General features: G+C 68.8%; 11 protein-coding genes. 8 read left to right on the forward strand and 3 right to left on the reverse strand.

Annotation, left to right across the window (positions count from 1 at the left end):
* Window positions 1-6 precede the first annotated feature (6 nt).
* From AB6807_RS15165 to AB6807_RS15175, 3 genes are read right to left on the reverse strand one after another with little or no spacing between them, the layout of a single operon-like run.
* Entirely contained in the window at window positions 7-762 is a 756-nt protein-coding gene (locus AB6807_RS15165) for a GntR family transcriptional regulator (RefSeq protein WP_116912505.1), read from the reverse strand.
* Window positions 759-2,540 (reverse strand): glycerol-3-phosphate dehydrogenase/oxidase, encoded by a 1,782-nt coding sequence (locus tag AB6807_RS15170; RefSeq protein WP_371085226.1) that lies wholly within the window; start codon window positions 2,538-2,540, stop codon window positions 759-761. Before AB6807_RS15170 ends, AB6807_RS15165 begins: the two co-directional genes overlap by 4 nt.
* A complete protein-coding gene (locus tag AB6807_RS15175) occupies window positions 2,537-4,042 on the reverse strand; it encodes an FGGY family carbohydrate kinase (protein ID WP_371085227.1) in 1,506 nt (501 codons plus the stop codon). The genes AB6807_RS15170 and AB6807_RS15175 overlap by 4 nt, the downstream gene beginning before the upstream one ends.
* Before the next feature lie 180 nt (window positions 4,043-4,222).
* On the opposite strand from AB6807_RS15175, the gene AB6807_RS15180 reads away from it, so the two are divergent.
* The 8 genes from AB6807_RS15180 (at window position 4,223) to AB6807_RS15215 (ending at window position 16,465) form a co-directional block, all read left to right on the forward strand.
* Entirely contained in the window at window positions 4,223-5,278 is a 1,056-nt protein-coding gene (locus AB6807_RS15180) for a substrate-binding domain-containing protein (protein ID WP_116912508.1), read from the forward strand.
* On the forward strand, window positions 5,275-6,819 hold the full coding sequence (locus AB6807_RS15185) for a sugar ABC transporter ATP-binding protein (RefSeq protein WP_371085228.1): 1,545 nt from the start codon (window positions 5,275-5,277) through the stop codon (window positions 6,817-6,819). The genes AB6807_RS15180 and AB6807_RS15185 overlap by 4 nt, the downstream gene beginning before the upstream one ends.
* Window positions 6,816-7,844, forward strand: a complete 1,029-nt coding sequence (locus AB6807_RS15190) for an ABC transporter permease (protein ID WP_116912510.1) — start codon at window positions 6,816-6,818, stop codon at window positions 7,842-7,844. Before AB6807_RS15185 ends, AB6807_RS15190 begins: the two co-directional genes overlap by 4 nt.
* A gap of 11 nt (window positions 7,845-7,855) precedes the next feature.
* Window positions 7,856-8,836 carry an aldo/keto reductase gene (locus AB6807_RS15195; protein ID WP_371085429.1) on the forward strand — a complete coding sequence of 327 codons (981 nt, stop codon included), beginning with the start codon at window positions 7,856-7,858 and terminating at the stop codon, window positions 8,834-8,836.
* A gap of 68 nt (window positions 8,837-8,904) precedes the next feature.
* Window positions 8,905-9,795 carry a class I fructose-bisphosphate aldolase gene (locus tag AB6807_RS15200; protein ID WP_371085229.1) on the forward strand — a complete coding sequence of 297 codons (891 nt, stop codon included), beginning with the start codon at window positions 8,905-8,907 and terminating at the stop codon, window positions 9,793-9,795.
* A gap of 146 nt (window positions 9,796-9,941) precedes the next feature.
* On the forward strand, window positions 9,942-14,660 hold the full coding sequence (locus AB6807_RS15205; RefSeq protein ID WP_371085230.1) for an RICIN domain-containing protein: 4,719 nt from the start codon (window positions 9,942-9,944) through the stop codon (window positions 14,658-14,660).
* A gap of 157 nt (window positions 14,661-14,817) precedes the next feature.
* The gene (gene atpE / locus AB6807_RS15210; RefSeq protein WP_012745530.1) at window positions 14,818-15,057 is read left to right on the forward strand and encodes a F0F1 ATP synthase subunit C; all 240 of its coding nucleotides are present in this window, start codon (window positions 14,818-14,820) and stop codon (window positions 15,055-15,057) included.
* A gap of 202 nt (window positions 15,058-15,259) precedes the next feature.
* The gene (locus AB6807_RS15215; RefSeq protein WP_371085231.1) at window positions 15,260-16,465 is read left to right on the forward strand and encodes an ABC transporter substrate-binding protein; all 1,206 of its coding nucleotides are present in this window, start codon (window positions 15,260-15,262) and stop codon (window positions 16,463-16,465) included.
* Window positions 16,466-16,495: the final 30 nt, after the last annotated feature.

Genomic DNA, 16,495 nt, shown 5'->3' on the forward strand with positions numbered 1-16,495 from the left:
GGACGCTCAGGTCGTCGTCTGCACGTGCAGGCGGCTGGTCTTGCAGCGGTGCAGCGCGCGGTAGTGCTCCAGCGGCCGGCCGTTGGCGCCGTAGGCAATCGACTCGATGCGCAACAGCGGCTCGGGCGTGGGCAGGTTCAGCAGCTCGCAGGTGGCGGCGTCGGGCAGCACCGCGTCGATCCAGCGCTCGGCGCGCACCAGCCGCAAGCCGTACTGGCGGCGCAGCACGTCGTACAGCGAGCGGTCGTCCAGCCGGGTGCGGTGCAGCCCCGGCGCCAGGTCGGCGGGCACCACGGTTTCCACCAGCAAACGCAACTCGCCGTCCACGCTGCGCAGGCGCTTCAGCGCCACCACCTGCGTGTCGTCGGTGAGGCCCAGCGAGGCGGCCTCCTGCTCGGTGGGCGCACGCAGCTCCTGCGTGAGGATCTGCGTGCGCACCGAGCGGCCCTTGCGCTCCATCTCGTCGGAGAAGCCGAGCACGGTGGAGACGAAGTCTTCGTCGCGTTCGCGCGCCGACACGAAGGCGCCGCGGCCCTTGATCTTGTAGATGAGGTTGTTGCGCACCAGGTCGGCCAGCGCCTCGCGCACCACGATGCGCGAGATGCCGAACTGCTCGCCCAGCTCGGCCTCGGACGGCAGCTTGGCGCCGATGGGCAACACGCCCTGCAGGATCTGCAGGCGCAGCGCGTCGCGAAACTGGGCCCACAGGGGGGATTCGGAGCTCCGGTCGAGCACGGTCGGGATGTCTGTCGCAGAGTTCACGTTTGGGGCTGGCCCAGGGCCTGAGGGGTCGTCAATGATGCATCGAAAGGCGGCGGCGCATCGGCCACCACCGCTGAAAGCCGCACGCCGTGGCGCTCGCGCAAGGCGCTCGCGCAGGCCTGCAGTTCCTTGTGCTGCTGCTGCGCGTCCCAGCCCAGCGCCTCGGCCGCGATGCCCGCCATTTCGGCGAGCGCGGCGTCGGTGACGAGCCCGCGAATGGCCAGCAGCGTGCGGCGGATGACGAGGTCGTCCAGGTGGATCACGCCCGTCTCCAGGCACAGGTACGACAGCTCCGCGGCCGAATACGTCGGCGCATGCTGCAGTGGCACGTCGCCCGACGCGCCCAGGCGCTGCGCGAGCGGCATCGCCTTGGAACCGTAGCGGCGCAGCAGCGTGTGCGCCCGCGCGCGGCCCACGCCCGAAGACGCCACCATGCGCTCGATGAAGCGCTCGGTGGCCTGCGCATCGGCCGGCAGCTCCGCGCCGCCGCCGATGGGCAGCCCCTCGGTCGACGCGGTGCGCGGGCGGCCCAGCTGCTGCAGCACCTCGTTGGTGGCCTCTTCGGCCAGCGCCCTGAAAGTCGTCCACTTGCCTCCTACCAGGCCGATGATGGGAATGTCGCGCGTCGCGTTCGGCAGGTCGAGCACCACCGAGTGGTCGCGCGAGATCTGCCCGGGCTTGTCGGCGTCGGAGCGCGCGAGCGGGCGCACGCCGACATAGGTGTACACCACGTCGCCGCGGCCGAACGCGAGGTTGGGAAACACCTCGGCCAGCACCTCGAGCAGGTAGTCGACCTCGGCCGGTTCGGTGCCGATCTGATCGGGGTCGTCCACCGGAATGTCGGTGGACCCCACCAGCACGCGGTCCAGAAAGGGGTAGACGATGCACACGCGCCCGTCCACAGCCTCGAAGTACGCCATGCGCCCCTCGAGCGCGTCGCGCAGCGCAGGGTGGTCGAGCACCAGGTGCGAGCCCTTGGTGCCCATCACGCGCGACTTGATGCGCGAGCCGGCGCCGCCCAGCACGGCGGTGCTGCGGTCCAGCCAGGCGCCGCTGGCGTTCACCACGGTGTCGGCCGTCACGCGCACCAGCGCGCCGGTGATCTCGTCGCGCAGCGTGAGGATGTTGCCCGCGCACCCGATCACGCGGCAGTAGTTGGACGCGGCCGAGCGCGGCTGGTCGCGGCAGGCGTCGCCGATGAGCTCCAGCACCAGCCACTCGGGGTGGCTGATCCACGCATCGAAGAAGGTCGCGGTCCAGCGCACCGCGGCGCGAAACAGGTTGCGGTCGGCCGCCGGCACGCGGGCGATGCGGTGGTTGGGCATCACGCGCTGGCGGCGGCCCAGCAGGTCGTACAGGCGCAGGCCCGCGGCCACGGCCAGCAGGCCGCGCGTGCGTTGCGGCGGCGTGCGGCCGAAGAACTTCAGCGCGCTGCTCATCAGCCCGCCGAAGAAGCTCGACAGCGGCACCACCGTCTTCAGCGGCTGCACCAGGTGCGGCGCGTTGCGCAGCAGCAGGTTGCGCTCGCGCGTGGCCTCGGCCACCAGCGAGAAGCTGCCGTTCTCTAAGTAGCGCAGGCCGCCGTGGATCATGCGGGACGGCGCGCTGCTGGCGCCCGCGCTGAAGTCGCCCTTGTCGACGATGAGGCAATCCACGCGCTGCAGCGACAGGTCGCGGAACACGCCCACGCCGTTGATGCCGGCACCGACGATCACGGTCGAAAAATGGCGGTCGGCCAGCGCGGCGGGGCGCACGAAGGGCAGTTGCCACGCGCTCATCGCGCGGCTCCCGACAGGTGGGAAAACACAGGGGACATGGTGTCGATCAGTTCGTTGAAGCCGGCGTTGAAGTCGGCGTGGGCGCGCGCCTGCGCGGCGTCGGGTTCGACCGTGTCGCAGGGCGCGAGCAAGGCGCTGCCCTGCGCGGCGTCGTCGATGCTTTGCGACAGGGCGGCGTACAGGGCGGCGCCGCGCGCGCCGGTCTCGTCGTCGGCGCAGCGCTCCACCGGGTGGCCGAGGAACGAAGCCAGCAGGCGCACGAGCCGCGTGTCGCTGGCGCCGCCGCCGAGCACGGTCGATGCGGCCACCGGCAGGCCGCAGGCCGCGAGCCGCGCCGTGTGGCGCGCATGCAGCGCGGCCACGGCATCGACCACGGCGCGCGCCATGTCGCCGCGCGTGTGGTGGCTCTTCAGGCCGACGAAGCCTGCAGTCACGCCACCTTCGCCACCTTCGCCTCCTCCGCCATTCACGAACGGCAGGAAGCGCAGCCCGCCGGCGCCCAGCGGCACCGACATCGCCAGGTCGACCACCGCGCGCGCATCGGGCAGGCCCAGCACGCCGGCCAGCCACGCGATGTTGGCCATCGAGGAGGGGCTGTTCTCCATGTACAGCCGCTTGTCGGCGCGGCCGAAGTTCACCACGGCCGCGACATCGGGCTTGGGCTCGATCACCGGGCCGATGACCGCGTTGACGCACCACGTGCCGAACACCGCCACCGCGCGCCCTCTTCCCTCGGCGCAGATGGCGGTCATCGACGCCAGCAGGTCGATGGCGCCCATCGCCACCGGAATGCCCGCGGGCAGCCCGCACAGCGCGGCTTCGGAAGGCAGCAGCGTGCCGACGACCTTGCCGCTGGGCACCAGCGGCCCGAAGGCGCGGGGCCCGAGGTCGGCGATGCCCGAGGCGTCGAACGCCGCCTGCGACCACGTGCCCGTGGCGATGGACACCAGCCCCGCTGTGCTCGCGTCGCTTGCGTCGGTGGCGATCTCGCCGGTCAGCAGAAAGCCGAGGTAGTCCTTGGCGAAGAGCAGCCGGCGCACCGCGCCGCGCTGCACGGCGTCGGTGCCCAGCAGCTCGGCCGCGATCACCGTGGGCTGGCCCGGCCACGGCTGGCAGCCGACGTCGGCGAACAGCGCCTTGCCGTGGCTCAGCGCCAGCGAACGTGCCCGCGCATCGGCGCGCTGGTCGGTGGAGGCCACGGCCCGTCCGCCGACGAGTTCGTTCTTCGCGTCGAGCGCGTAGAGCCCCGCGCCGTGGCCGGTGCAGCCGATGGCGCGGACCTCGGCCACGCGGGCGCCGAGCTGGTGGGCGACGTCGCGCAGCACATGGGTCAGGGCTGCGCGGATGGCCGTGGCGGCCACCTCGCATCCCCCTCCAGGCAACCGGTCGTGCGGCAATGGCATGCGGGACAGGGCGACGGCCCGGCCGCTGCCGGCCTCGAGGGCCAGGGCTTTCAGGCTGCTCGACCCCATGTCGATGCCGATGAGTATGTTGGGCTTCATGTCATAACAGCTTCGGCTGAATAAAAGCGCGTTGCCAGTAGCGTTTCCCCTAGTTATCGGCTCAAACGACCAGCGCTTACATTCTACCTGTCATAACAACTGTCGTGACAAAGAGGATCAGAGGGTTGCCCCGAAAGGGCAGCACCGCAAGTTGAGCCACCCAACGCGAGGAGACAAAAAATGAGGCGTAATTTCCTGAAGTCCGCAGCGGCCGCCGGCATCGGCCTGGCGGGCGCGAGCGCATTCGCGCAGCAGCCAGCGGCCACCCCTGCAGCAGGCGCAGCCGGTGCCGGCCTGCGCGGCAACGCCAGCGACGTCTACGTGATGAACGTGATGGTGTCGGGCGTGGAGTACTGGTTTCCGGTCTACGAAATGATGAAGCAGCTCGGCCGCACGCTGGGCGTGCGCACCCGCTACACCGGCACGCCGGAGTACGACGTGAACAAGCAGCTCGCGTCCTTCGAGCAGGAGCTGGCGCGCAAGCCCGCGGGCATCCTGCTGCACCCGATGAACCCCGACCCGTTCATCGAGCCCATCAACCGGGCGGCGGCCATGGGCATTCCGGTGGTCACCTTCGCGGCGGATTCGCCCAACTCCAAGCGCACCTCGTTCATCACCTCGGACAACGACCGCGAAGGCACGCAAGCGGCCGACGCCATTGCCGCGTCGATGGGCGGCAAGGGCGAATACGCCGTGCTGGAGAACCCCGGCCAGGACAACCACGACCGCCGCATCGCCGCCTTCGTGAACCGCATGAAGACCAAGCACCCCGGCATGAAGCTGGTGGGCCGCGCCGCCAGCAACCAGGACCCCAACAAGGCCTACCAGGCCGTGCTGAGCCTGGCGCAGGCCAACCCGAACCTGGGCGCGCTCTTCATGCCCGAAGCCAACTCGGCGCTGGGCGCGGCGCAGGCCAAGGTCGAGACCAAGAAGAACATCAAGGTGATGTGCTGCGACGTGAACGCCAAGATTCTCGACATGATCAAGTCGGGCGACGTGTTCGGCTCCATCAACCCCAACCAGGGCATGCAGGGCTACATGGGCATGATGATGCTGTTCCTGGCGAAGAACCCCACGCTCATCGACCCGATGAACGACGCCAAGCGCAACGGCACCAACCCGATGGCCGTGCCCTTCCTGGACAACGGCCTGGCGGTGGTCAGCAAGGCGAACGCCGACGACTTCTACTGGGACAAGTACCTCGCGCGCCGCGGCACCAAGGGAATCGGGGAGTGAGCTCCTTGCTCGAACTGCGCGGCATCAGCAAGCGCTTCGGCGCTTCGCGCGCGCTCACGGGCGTGGACTTCTCGCTGCAGCGCGGCGAGATCCACGCGCTGTGCGGCGAGAACGGCGCGGGCAAGTCCACGCTGATGAACATCATCGACGGCATCCACCGGCCCGACGAAGGCGAGATCTCGCTGGACGGGCACAAGGTGGTCATCGACGGCCCGGCGCACGCCATGCGCCTGGGCATCGGCCTGGTGCACCAGGAGATCGCGCTGTGCGCCGACGCCACGGTGGCCGAGAACATCTTCATGCCGGAGATCAACGCCGGCAAGCACGCGTGGATGAACTACGCCAGCCTGAACGAGCGCGCCGCCAGGGTGCTGCAGCGCCTGGGGCAGGACGTGGACCCCGCCTGCCTGGTGAAGGACCTGAGCATTTCCACCCAGCAGCTCATCGAGATCGCCAAGGCGCTCACGCTCGACTGCAAGGTGCTGATACTGGACGAGCCCACCGCGGCGCTCACCGACAACGAATCGGCCGCGCTGTTCAAGGTGCTGCACGACCTGAAGGACCAGGGCATCGGCATCATCTACATCAGCCACCGCATGGCCGAGATCTTCGCGCACTGCTCGCGCGTGACGGTGCTGCGCGACGGGCGCAACGTGCACAGCGGGCCGCTGGCCGAGCTGAACGCCGACGGCCTGGTGCGCCGCATGGTGGGACGCGACCTGGGCAACTACTACCCGCCGAAGCTGGGCGAGCAGCAAGGCGCACCACACGGCGGCTCACACGGCGGCCCGCACGGCGAACCTGTGCTCGAGGTGCGCGACATCGCCGACGGCGAGCGCGTGCACGGCGTGTCGTTCACGCTGCGGCGCGGCGAAATCCTCGGCATCGCGGGCCTCATGGGCGCGGGCCGCAGCGAGCTCGCCGAAACCGTGTGCGGCCTGCGCGCGGCCACGGGCGGCACGGTGCGCCTGAATGGCAAGGCCTTGGCCATCCGCAAGTACAGCGACGCGCTGCGCGAGGGCATCGCCTACCTCAGCGAAGACCGCAAGGCCGCGGGCGTGTACCTCGACCTGCCCATTGCGCAGAACATCGCGTCGATGGCGCTGAAGCGCGTGAGCTCGCGCTTCGGCCTGCTGCAGCGCGCGGCCGAGCACAGGCTGGCGGTGGAGCTGGGCGCCAAGCTCAAGCTGAAGAGCGACGGCGTGGACATCGACGTGGCCAGCCTGTCGGGCGGCAACCAGCAGAAGGTGGCCATCGCCAAGCTGCTGGCCACGCACCCCTCGGTGCTGCTGATGGACGAGCCCACGCGCGGCGTGGACGTGGGCGCCAAGTCGGAGATCCACCACATCCTGCGCGAGCTGGCGAACCAGGGCGTGGGCGTGGTGGTGATCTCTTCGGAGCTGCCCGAGATCATCGGGCTGTGCGACCGCGCGCTGGTGATCCGCGACGGCCGGCTCGCCGGCGAAGTGCAAGACGACGACATGACGGAAGAGGCCCTGCTGCGGCTGGCCTCCGGACTTTGCGAACAGGAAACAGCATGAACTACCCGGCACAACTCGACGCGGGCGCGCCCGCGGGCCTGGCGCCCCGACAGCAAGGCGGCGGCCCCGTGAAGCCAGCCAACAAGCTCACCAGCATGCGCGAGATGGGCTTGCTGCTCATCATCGCGGTGCTGTGCGTGGGCATGAGCTTCGCGTCGCCCTACTTCCTCACCTGGGACAACGTGCGCGCGATGCTGTTGTCGTTCTCCATCGAAGGCATCGTGGTGGTGGGCATGACCATCCTGCTGATCGTCGGCGGCATCGACCTGTCGGTGGGCTCGGTGGTGTGCTTCGCGATGGTGGTCACGGGCAAGCTCTTCCTGATGGGCTTCGACCCATGGACGGCGGGGCTCATCGCCATTGCCGCGAGCGCGGGCATCGGCGCCATGATCGGCGGCTGCGTCACGCGCATCGGGCTGAACCACTTCATCGCCTCGCTGGCCTTCATGGTCATCGTGCGCGGGCTGTGCCTGGCGCTCACGCAGGGCACGCCGCAGTCGCTGTTCTCGCTGCCGGCGGAGTTCAAGTTCATCGGCCAGGGCACGGTGTTCGGCATTCCGGCCGTCATCCTCATCTTCCTGGCGATCGTGGTGGTCAGCGACTTCGTGCTGCGCCGCTCCACTTTGCTGCGCCGCGTGTTCTACACGGGCAGCAACGAGAAGGCCGCGCTGTACTCGGGCATTCGCGTGGGGCACGTCAAGTTCTGGGTCACGGTGCTGTGCGCGGCATCGGCGGGCCTGGCGGGCGTGATCTACACCGCGCGCTTCGGCGCCGCCACGCCCACCTTCGGCATGGGCATGGAGCTCAACGTGATCGCCGCGGCCGTCATCGGCGGGGCCAGCCTGAAGGGCGGCTCGGGCACGGTGCTGGGCGCGGTGCTGGGGCTGGCGCTGCTGTCGGTGGTGACCAGCTCGCTCATCCTGCTGGACGTGTCGCCCTACTGGCAGGACGTGATCAAGGGCTTGATCCTGCTCGCGGCCGTGACCATCGACCACCTCATGAACACCCGAAAGACCAAGCGATGAACAACCCGTCGATGAAGAAGACCACCCTGGGCCCCTCGGGCATCGAATGCGCGGCCATCGGCCTGGGCACCTGGGCCATGGGCGGCTGGATGTGGGGCGGCGGGGACAACGCCGCCGCGGTGCTGGCCATCCAGGCCTCGCTGGACGCGGGCGTGACGCTGATCGACACCGCGCCGGCCTACGGCCTCGGGCGCTCGGAGAGCATCGTCGGCACCGCGCTGAAGGGCCGCCGCCAGCAGGCCGTGGTCGCGACCAAGTGCGGGCTGGTGTGGCACACGCAGAAGGGAACGCAATTCTTCGAAGAAGACGGCCACCCGGTGTACCGCTACCTGGGGCGCGAGTCGATCTTCCATGAATGCGAAGAGAGCCTGAAGCGCCTGCAGACCGACTACATCGACCTGTACATCACGCACTGGCAGGACAGCACCACGCCCGTGGCCGAGACCATGGATGCGCTGCTCGCGCTGAAGAAGCAGGGAAAGATCCGCGCCATCGGCGTGAGCAACGTGAGCCCCGAGACGCTGGCCGAGTACCTGCGGTACGGCCCGGTCGACGCGGCGCAGGAGCGCTACAGCCTGATCGACCGCGAGATCGAGCAGGCGCTGGTGCCGCTGTGCGCCGAGCACGGCGTGGCGGTGCTGGGCTACTCGTCGCTGGCGCTCGGCCTGCTGGCGGGCCCCATCGACCCTGCGCGCCAGTTCACCGGCGACGACCAGCGCGCCAGCAACCCGCGCTTCAGCGCGCAGAACCGCGCGAAGCTCAAGGCCTTCTTCGACGAGCTGGAGCCGCTGCGCCAGCACCTCGAATGCTCGTTGGGCCAACTGATGATCGCGTGGACGCTGGCACGCGGCAGCGTGCAGGTGGCGCTGTGCGGCGCGCGCGTGAGCAAGCAGGCGAGCGAGAACGCGGCCGCCGGCTCGCTCGCGCTGCGCGACGACGCGCTGCTGCTCATCGACGCGGCGGCGGCCAGGCACCTGCACGCGCTGGCCTGAGCGGCCGATCTGCGTCATCCCCGCACATCCCCGCACATCCCATACACCTCACACAAGGACCTCTTCGTATGTCGAAGGACAAGACCGCACGCCTGAACCGGCTGCTGAACAACGGGCGCTGCCTGGACATCGCGCTCGACCACGGCGTGTGCAACGAGCCCTCGTTCCTCAACGGGCTGGAAGACATGCCCGCGATCGTCGACAGGCTGGTGGCGGCGCGCCCCGACGCGCTGCAACTCAATTACGGCCAGGCCGACCTGCTGCAGGACCGCCCGGGCCGGGACAAGCCCGCGCTGGTGCAGCGCATCGACATGGGCAACCCCTACAACGCCACCGCGCACCGCGTGATGTGGGCGCTGCTGCAGAACGAGCACGACCCGGTGCTGCCCGCGGTGCAGCGCGACGCGGCCTGTGTGGTGGTGAACCTGTTCATGCTGCCCAACGAGCCCGACCTGTTCCGCCAGTGCGTGCAGAACATCGCGCGCGTGCGCGCCGACTGCGACCGCTACGGCATGCCGCTGATGATCGAGCCGCTGGTGATGCGCCCGCACAGCGAGCAAGGCGGCTACATGGTCGACGGCGACGCAGAAAAGATCGTGACGCTGGTGCGCCTGGCGCGCGAGATGGGCGCCGACATCGTCAAGGCCGACCCCACCACCGACCCCAATGATTTCCACCGTGTGGTGCAGGCCGCGCGCTGCCCCGTGCTCGTGCGCGGCGGCGGGCGCGAAGACCTGCAGCAGGTGTTCGCGCGCTCGCGCGTGCTGATGGACCAGGGCGCGGTCGGCATGGTGTACGGGCGCAACGTGTACCAGCACGCCAACCCGTCGGCGGTGGTGGATGCGCTGATGGCCATGATCCACCGCGGCGCGAGCGCCAAGGCGGCGTGGGACATCTACGAATCGGGCGGCGAGCGCGAAGCCCAGGGCACAAACGAGCGCAAGGGCAACGTGAACTGACGACCTGCCCGCCGTCGAAGAAAAAAAGAGGAGAGAGAGGGAGAGAGAGAGGGAGAGGCTGTACGGCCGGCGGCGGGCTCGTCGCCGGCCGGGTGCGCCCCTGCGCGCGCGCTTTGTCGAGAGAACCCAACAACCTGGAGGCGACGATGAAAATCCGGTACTACGTGATGGCGTTCCTGCTGCCATTCGTCACGCTGCTGACGCATGCGGCAATCACCGGGGTCAGTCCGATGACGACCCTGAACAACATGGCCACCGCGGTGGCCCAGGCCGTTGCAGACCCGTTGCCCCTGCAGGGGCCGGGCCTCGGCAACCTCACCTACACATCGGCCGAGCTCTTCAAGCCGGTGTCGATGATCACCAGCCCCGCGCACCCGCTCGACCCCGCGCACAGCAGCGCCTACGAGTCGCGCGAGGTGCCGGCCACGTACCCGGGCCGCAAGGACTACGGCATGAACGCCGGCATCATGCTCAACGGCTACTTCCTCACCTCCTTCGCGCCGGACAGCGGCCTCGGCCCGGGCGGCTTCCTGCTGTACGACGTGTCGAACCCGCGCCAGATCAAGCTGGTGAAGAAGATCTACGAGCCTGACGACGCTACAGGTGGTCGTACCAAGGAGTTCCGCGAGACGCACTCCTTCGGCACCGCGAAGATCGGCGGCAAGACCTACGTGACGCTGCCCAGCATCAATGGCATCGAGTTCTGGGACTTCAGCGACATCAACGACATCAAGCAGGTGAAGAAGCTCGCGCTGCCCGGCGTCAACGGCGGCGACTACGAGAACGTGGCCTGGCAGCTGTGGTGGCAGGCGCCCTACGTGTACGTGGCCTCGGCGGGCCGGGGCATCTTCATCGTCGATGCGGCCGACCCCGCCAACGCCGTGGTCGCGAACCGCGGCGCGGGCAAGCCCAACCCGGTTCCCACGGGCGAGCTCGGCGGCTTTCGCATCGGCCCCATCTTCACCATCGGCAACCACATGGTGCTGACCGCGATGGAAAGCAACGGCGGCTTCGCGAGCCTGGACATTTCCGACCCGCTCAACCCCAAGGTGCTCGACACCATCGTGGGCAGCACGCCGTTCTACTACGCGACCTGCTTCGACGGGCGCAACCTGCATGCCTCCACGCGCAACAGCGGCGCGAAGATGTACAGCTACGACCTGAGCGACCGCTCGCGCTTCGTGGCCGAGGACAACCGGCTCGTCATCGACGAGCAGCTGTACTGCGCCACGCAGGACAACTACGTGATCCAGGGCGCGCAGACCCGCATCCACAAGGTGGACGTGAGCAATCCGCTGAACCACGTGGAGGTGGGCCGCGGCAGCATCCTGCGCGAGGACGACCCGAACTTCTCGCACTCGGACAACGGCCAGGTCGCGATGTTCGGCAACCTGGTCTTCGTGGGCAACGACCACGGCTCGGGCAGCGGCTTCATCGTTCACCAGGTCGACCCCGACACCACCAAGCCTGAAGTGAAGCAGGTCTCGCCCGTGAACGGCGCCAGGCAGCAGGCACTGAGCTCGCGCATCGGCCTGGGCATGACGGACAACATCCGCCCCGAGAGCGTGAACGCCAACACCTTCATCGTGCGGCCGGTGGGCGGCAACACGCTGGCGGGCACGTACAGCGTGCAGCTGGGCATCGTCAACTTCCACCCCGAGCAGCCGCTGCAACCGGGCACCAGCTACGAGGTGTTCCTGCCGGCCAACGGCCTGAAGGACTATGCGGGCAACGCCATCGGCGCGGACTACAGGTCGGTGTTCCACACCGGCAACGCGACCGATATCAGCCTGATGCACCACTGGACGCTGGCGGGCAACCTGTCCGACCAGATCGGCGCCAACAACGGCACGCCGGCCACCGGCGATGCCTTCGAGAGCATCGGCCTGAGCTTTGCGAACCGCACCGCGGGCGTGCCTCTGAAGAACGACACGGTGGCCACCGTGCTGGGCGGCACCGCCTCGCTGAGCTTCTACATGAAGACCACGCAGCCGGGCGCCGGCAACGCGTGGTCGGCGCCCGGCCTGTTCGGGCGCGACCAGGCCAACGGCACCGACGACGTGTTCTGGGGCTGGCTCGACAGCACCGGGCGCATCAAGCTGTCGGTGGGCAACGACGGCGGCACTGCTTCTTCCGCGGTGGTGAACGACGGCGCCTGGCACCACGTGGTGCTGACGCGCGACGCGGCCTCGGGCGCGCAAGCGGTGTACGTCGACGGCGCGAAGACCACCTCGGCCGGCCTCACGGGCAACAAGGGGCTGTCGAACAAGTTCCAGCTGCTGGGGCAGATCCAGGGCAACACCGCGCTCTTCAAGGGCACGCTGGCCGAGGTGCGCGTGTACGGCCGCGTGCTGAACGACACCGAGGTGGCCGCGCTGCGCGCGCAGGCCATCATCGGCGACCCCGGCATCGGCGGCGGGCCGAAGGTCGTCAACGGGCAGCTGGTATTCAACCCCGCCACGCTGGGCGCCAACGGCGCGCAGTACCGCTGGAACTTCGGCAACGGCACGCAGACGGCCTTCTCCAACCAGCCGAACTACACCTACACCTACGCGAGCCCCGGCCACTACACGGTGACGCTCACGGTGCGCGACGCGCAGGGCCGCGAGACCTACTACACCTACAACGTGACGGTGATCGCGCCGGTCACCGCGCGCGCGCCCACGCACACCACCAACATCGCGGGCGACGCCAACTCGGTGTATTCGGTGAACCCCGACAGCGGCACGGTGGCCGCCATCGACGCGCAGACACTGGCCAAGCGCTGGGAAACGCGCGTGGGCGACGAGCCCAAGACGCTGGCCGTGGGGCCCGACGGCCGCATCTGGGTGTCGGTGCACGGCGAAGACAAGCTGGTGGCGCTGAACGCGGCCGACGGCGCCGTGTCGGCCAGCGTGTCGCTGGGCTACGGCAGCGGCCCTTACGGCGTGGTCTTCACGCCCGACGGCACCAAGGGCCTGCTCACGCTGGAGAGCAAGTCGGCGCTGATGAGCTTCGACCCGGCCAACGGCAACGCCACCGGCACCGTGCCGTTGCAGGGCGAGGTGCGCGGCATTGCGGTGAGCGCCGACTCGCAGGTGGCCTACGTGACGCGCTTCAAGTCGAAGCTCACCGGCGGCCAGCTGCACAAGGTGAACCTGCAGGGCCTGAGCGCCATCGGCGTCATCGCGCTGCCGGTGGACACCACCACGGTGGACACCGAGAGTCGCGCGCGCGGCGTGGCCAACTACCTGAGCCAGGTGGTGATCTCGCCCGACGGCACGCGCGCCGTGCTGCCTTCGAAGAAGGACAACATCGTGCGCGGCAAGTTCAGGGACGGCAACAACCTGGTGCACGACCAGACGGTGCGCTCCATCCTGTCGCAGGTCGACCTGCAGCAGGCGGCGGAGAGGTTCGACGAGCAGATCGACTTCGACGACCGCGCACCCGCGCGCGCCGCGCTGTTCTCGCCGGCGGGCGACTACCTGTTCGTGGCGCAGATGGAGGGCAACCGCGTGGCCATCGTCGACAGCTACACGCGCTCCGTTCGCGGCGAGATCAACGCGAGCAGCGCGCCGCATGGGCTGTACCTGGACGCGGTGCGCAAGCGGCTGTTCGTCAACAACTTCCTCGCGCGCTCGGTGACGGTGCACGACGTGGCGACGGTGCTGAGCGCCGAGAGCAACGCGCCCACCTTCCTGCAGACCGTGCAGACGGTGGCCAGCGAGCCCCTGGCCGCGGCGGCCCTGCGCGGCAAGCAGGTGTTCTACAACGCCTCCGACCGGCGCATGAGCAAGGACAACTACATCTCCTGCGCGAGCTGCCATGCGGATGGGGGCGACGACGGCATGGTGTGGGACTTCACCCAGCGCGGAGAAGGCCTGCGCCGCACCATCAGCCTGCAGGGCAAGCGCGGCACCAGCCACGGCAAGCTGCACTGGACGGCCAACTTCGACGAGCTGCAGGACTTCGAGAACGACATCCGCAACGAGTTCGGCGGCACCGGCTTCCTGAGCAACGCCGACTTCGCGGCCACGTCCGACCCGCTGGGCGCGCCCAAGGCCGGCAAGAACGCGCAACTGGACGACCTGGCGGCCTACCTGAACTCGCTGAGCAAGTACATGCGCAGCCCGGCGCGCATGGCGGACGGCAACCTCAGCGTGGAGGCGGTGCGCGGGCAGACCGTGTTCAACACCGCGCAGTGCGCCACCTGCCACACCGGCGGCACGCTGCGCGACGGGCTGCGCCACGACGTGGGCACCATCCAGCTCTCGTCGGGCAAGGGCAGCAACCTGCCGCTGGCGGGCACGGGCTTCGACACGCCGACGCTGTCGGGCACGTGGAACGCGGCCTCGTACTTCCACAACGGGCAGGCGGCCACGCTGCAGGACGTGCTGGCGGGCGGCCATGGCAACGCGTCGAGCCTGCCGGCATCGGACGTGGTGGCGCTGCGCGAGTACGTGCGCTCGCTGGACACGGCACCGCCTTTCGTGGCGCGGCTGCGCTCGGAGCTGAGCGGCATGTGCGTGAACATCAAGGGCGGCGCGGCGGCCAGCGGTACCACCGCGGTGCAATGGCCCTGCGGCAACGCGAGCCACGAGAAGTTCACGGTGACGCCGATCCTCGGGGGCTACGTGCAGTTCGTGGCCGAGCACAGCGGGCTGTGCCTGGCGCAGAACGGCACGGCCACCACCAACGCGCCGGTGGTGCAGGTGGCCTGCTCGGTGGGCAACACCGCGCAGTGGAGCGTGGTCGGCGGGGCGTTGAAGAACCGGGCCTCGGGCTCGTGCCTCGACGTGCCCAACAGCTCCACCACGCAGGACACCGCGCTCATCACCTGGACCTGCAACGGCGGCAACAACCAGAACTGGGCGCAGGTTCCCTGAGCGATCGACGCGAGCTTGCTCCTTTCGAAAGCCGCCCCCGGGGCGGCTTTTTTTCGTTCGCGCTGCGCCCCGCGCATGACCTCCCAGGTCATCGACCGCACGCAGCCGGTCTGGGAAAGTACCTCCATCGATTCACTAACCACCAGGAGAAAACACCATGACCGGCTTCAACATCCTTCCCCTCGCCGTCGCCTTGCTGATCGGCGTTGCCGCGCTCGGCTCGTGCCTGGGCATCGGGCTGGTCGGCCAGAAGTTTTTGGAGAGCACCGCGCGGCAGCCCGAGCTGGTCGACACGCTGCAGACCAAGTTCTTCCTGGTGGCGGGCGTGACCGACGGCGCCTTCATCATCGCGACCGGCATCGGCCTGTGGTTCGCCACGGCCAACCCCTTCGGCTGACCCGCTGAAAAGGCCCGCGCCCCACCCGGCGAAACGGGCGCGCGCACCAGGAAGTGACATGAAGCACTGGCACCATTCGTGCTAGTACCGTTGACACCGAATTGTTTATGGTTAAAGTATTTAGCTATCAACGGTTCGATGTTGACGGTGCCGCAGGGAGCGGCGCCGGTGCTTCGTTTCACCATTCCTCGCCGGAGAATCCATGAGCCACCTGTCCCCGAAGTCGCCCGCGCTGCCGCGCACCCTGCTCTCGCTGCTGCTGTGCGGCGCAGCCCTCGGTACCTCGGTGTCGGCGCTGGCCGCGCCGGTGAAGGTGGGCTTGGCCCTCGACATCTCAGGGCCATTCGCCGCGCTGGGCGCCGAAGCGCGCGACGGCTTCGCGCTGGGCATCAAGCAGCTCAACGGCAAGCTCGGCGGGCAAGACGTGGAGTTCGTGCAGGCCGACATGGCCGGCAGCCCCGACCAGGCCAAGCAGCTGGTCGACCGCATGGTCCAGCGCGACAAGATCGACATCTTCAGCGGCCCCATCGGCTCCAACGTGGCGCTGGCCGTGGGCCCCACGCTGTTCAACGCCAAGGTCCCTTACCTGTCGGCCAACGCCGGCCCCAGCCAGTTCGCGGGCGCGCAGTGCAATGCCTACTTCTTCGGCACCGCCTACCAGAACGACCAGTTCCACGAGGCCGCCGGCAAGTTCGCGCAAGACCGCGGCTTCAAGAAGACCGTGCTCATCGCCCCCAACTACCCGGCCGGCAAGGACGCCCTGGGCGGCTTCAAGCGCCAGTTCAAGGGCCAGGTGGCCGACGAGCTGTACACCAAGCTCGGCCAGATCGACTACGCCGCCGAGCTCGCGCAGCTGCGCGCGGCCAAGCCCGACTCCATCTACTTCTTCCTGCCCGGCGCGATGGGCATCAACTTCATCAAGCAGTTCGTGGGCGCGGGCCTGTCGAAGGACATCACGCTGGTCACCAGCGGCTTCTCGGCCGACGAGGACGTGATCGGCGCCGTGGGCGAGCCCATGCTCGGCCTGTTCAACACCTCGCACTGGGCGCACGACCTGGACAACGCGGCCAACAAGCAGTTCGTGGCCGCGTTCCGCAAGGAATACAACGGCCGCTACCCGTCGGTGTACGCGGCGCAGGCCTACGACGCCATCCTCGCGATGGACGCGGCCGTGAAGCAGGCCGGCGGCAACGCGCAGAACCGCGAGGCCGTGGTGGCCGCGCTGAAGAAGGCCAACTACGCGTCCACGCGCGGCAGCTTCAAGTACGCGAACAACCACTACCCCATCGAGAACTTCTACCTGCGCGTGATCGGCAAGGACGCGCAAGGCAAGGTCACGAACAAGCTGATCAACACGGTGCTGACCAACTACGGCGACAGCTACGCCGACAAGTGCCCACTGAAATAAAGCTCGCCCCCAGGCTGCGCGCACTTCGTG

The organism is Variovorax sp. RCC_210, assembly GCF_041355175.1.
GTDB lineage: Bacteria > Pseudomonadota > Gammaproteobacteria > Burkholderiales > Burkholderiaceae_C > Variovorax.

Bases quoted from the DNA above. Each gene is read 5' to 3' on its own strand.
- AB6807_RS15170 (WP_371085226.1), bottom strand. From the start codon at position 2,540: ATGAGCGCGTGGCAACTGCCCTTCGTGCGCCCCGCCGCGCTGGCCGAC.
- AB6807_RS15175 (WP_371085227.1), bottom strand. From the start codon at position 4,042: ATGAAGCCCAACATACTCATCGGCATCGACATGGGGTCGAGCAGCCTG.
- AB6807_RS15180 (WP_116912508.1), top strand. From the start codon at position 4,223: ATGAGGCGTAATTTCCTGAAGTCCGCAGCGGCCGCCGGCATCGGCCTG.
- AB6807_RS15190 (WP_116912510.1), top strand. From the start codon at position 6,816: ATGAACTACCCGGCACAACTCGACGCGGGCGCGCCCGCGGGCCTGGCG.
- AB6807_RS15195 (WP_371085429.1), top strand. From the start codon at position 7,856: ATGAAGAAGACCACCCTGGGCCCCTCGGGCATCGAATGCGCGGCCATC.
- AB6807_RS15200 (WP_371085229.1), top strand. From the start codon at position 8,905: ATGTCGAAGGACAAGACCGCACGCCTGAACCGGCTGCTGAACAACGGG.
- AB6807_RS15205 (WP_371085230.1), top strand. From the start codon at position 9,942: ATGAAAATCCGGTACTACGTGATGGCGTTCCTGCTGCCATTCGTCACG.
- atpE (WP_012745530.1), top strand. From the start codon at position 14,818: ATGACCGGCTTCAACATCCTTCCCCTCGCCGTCGCCTTGCTGATCGGC.
- AB6807_RS15215 (WP_371085231.1), top strand. From the start codon at position 15,260: ATGAGCCACCTGTCCCCGAAGTCGCCCGCGCTGCCGCGCACCCTGCTC.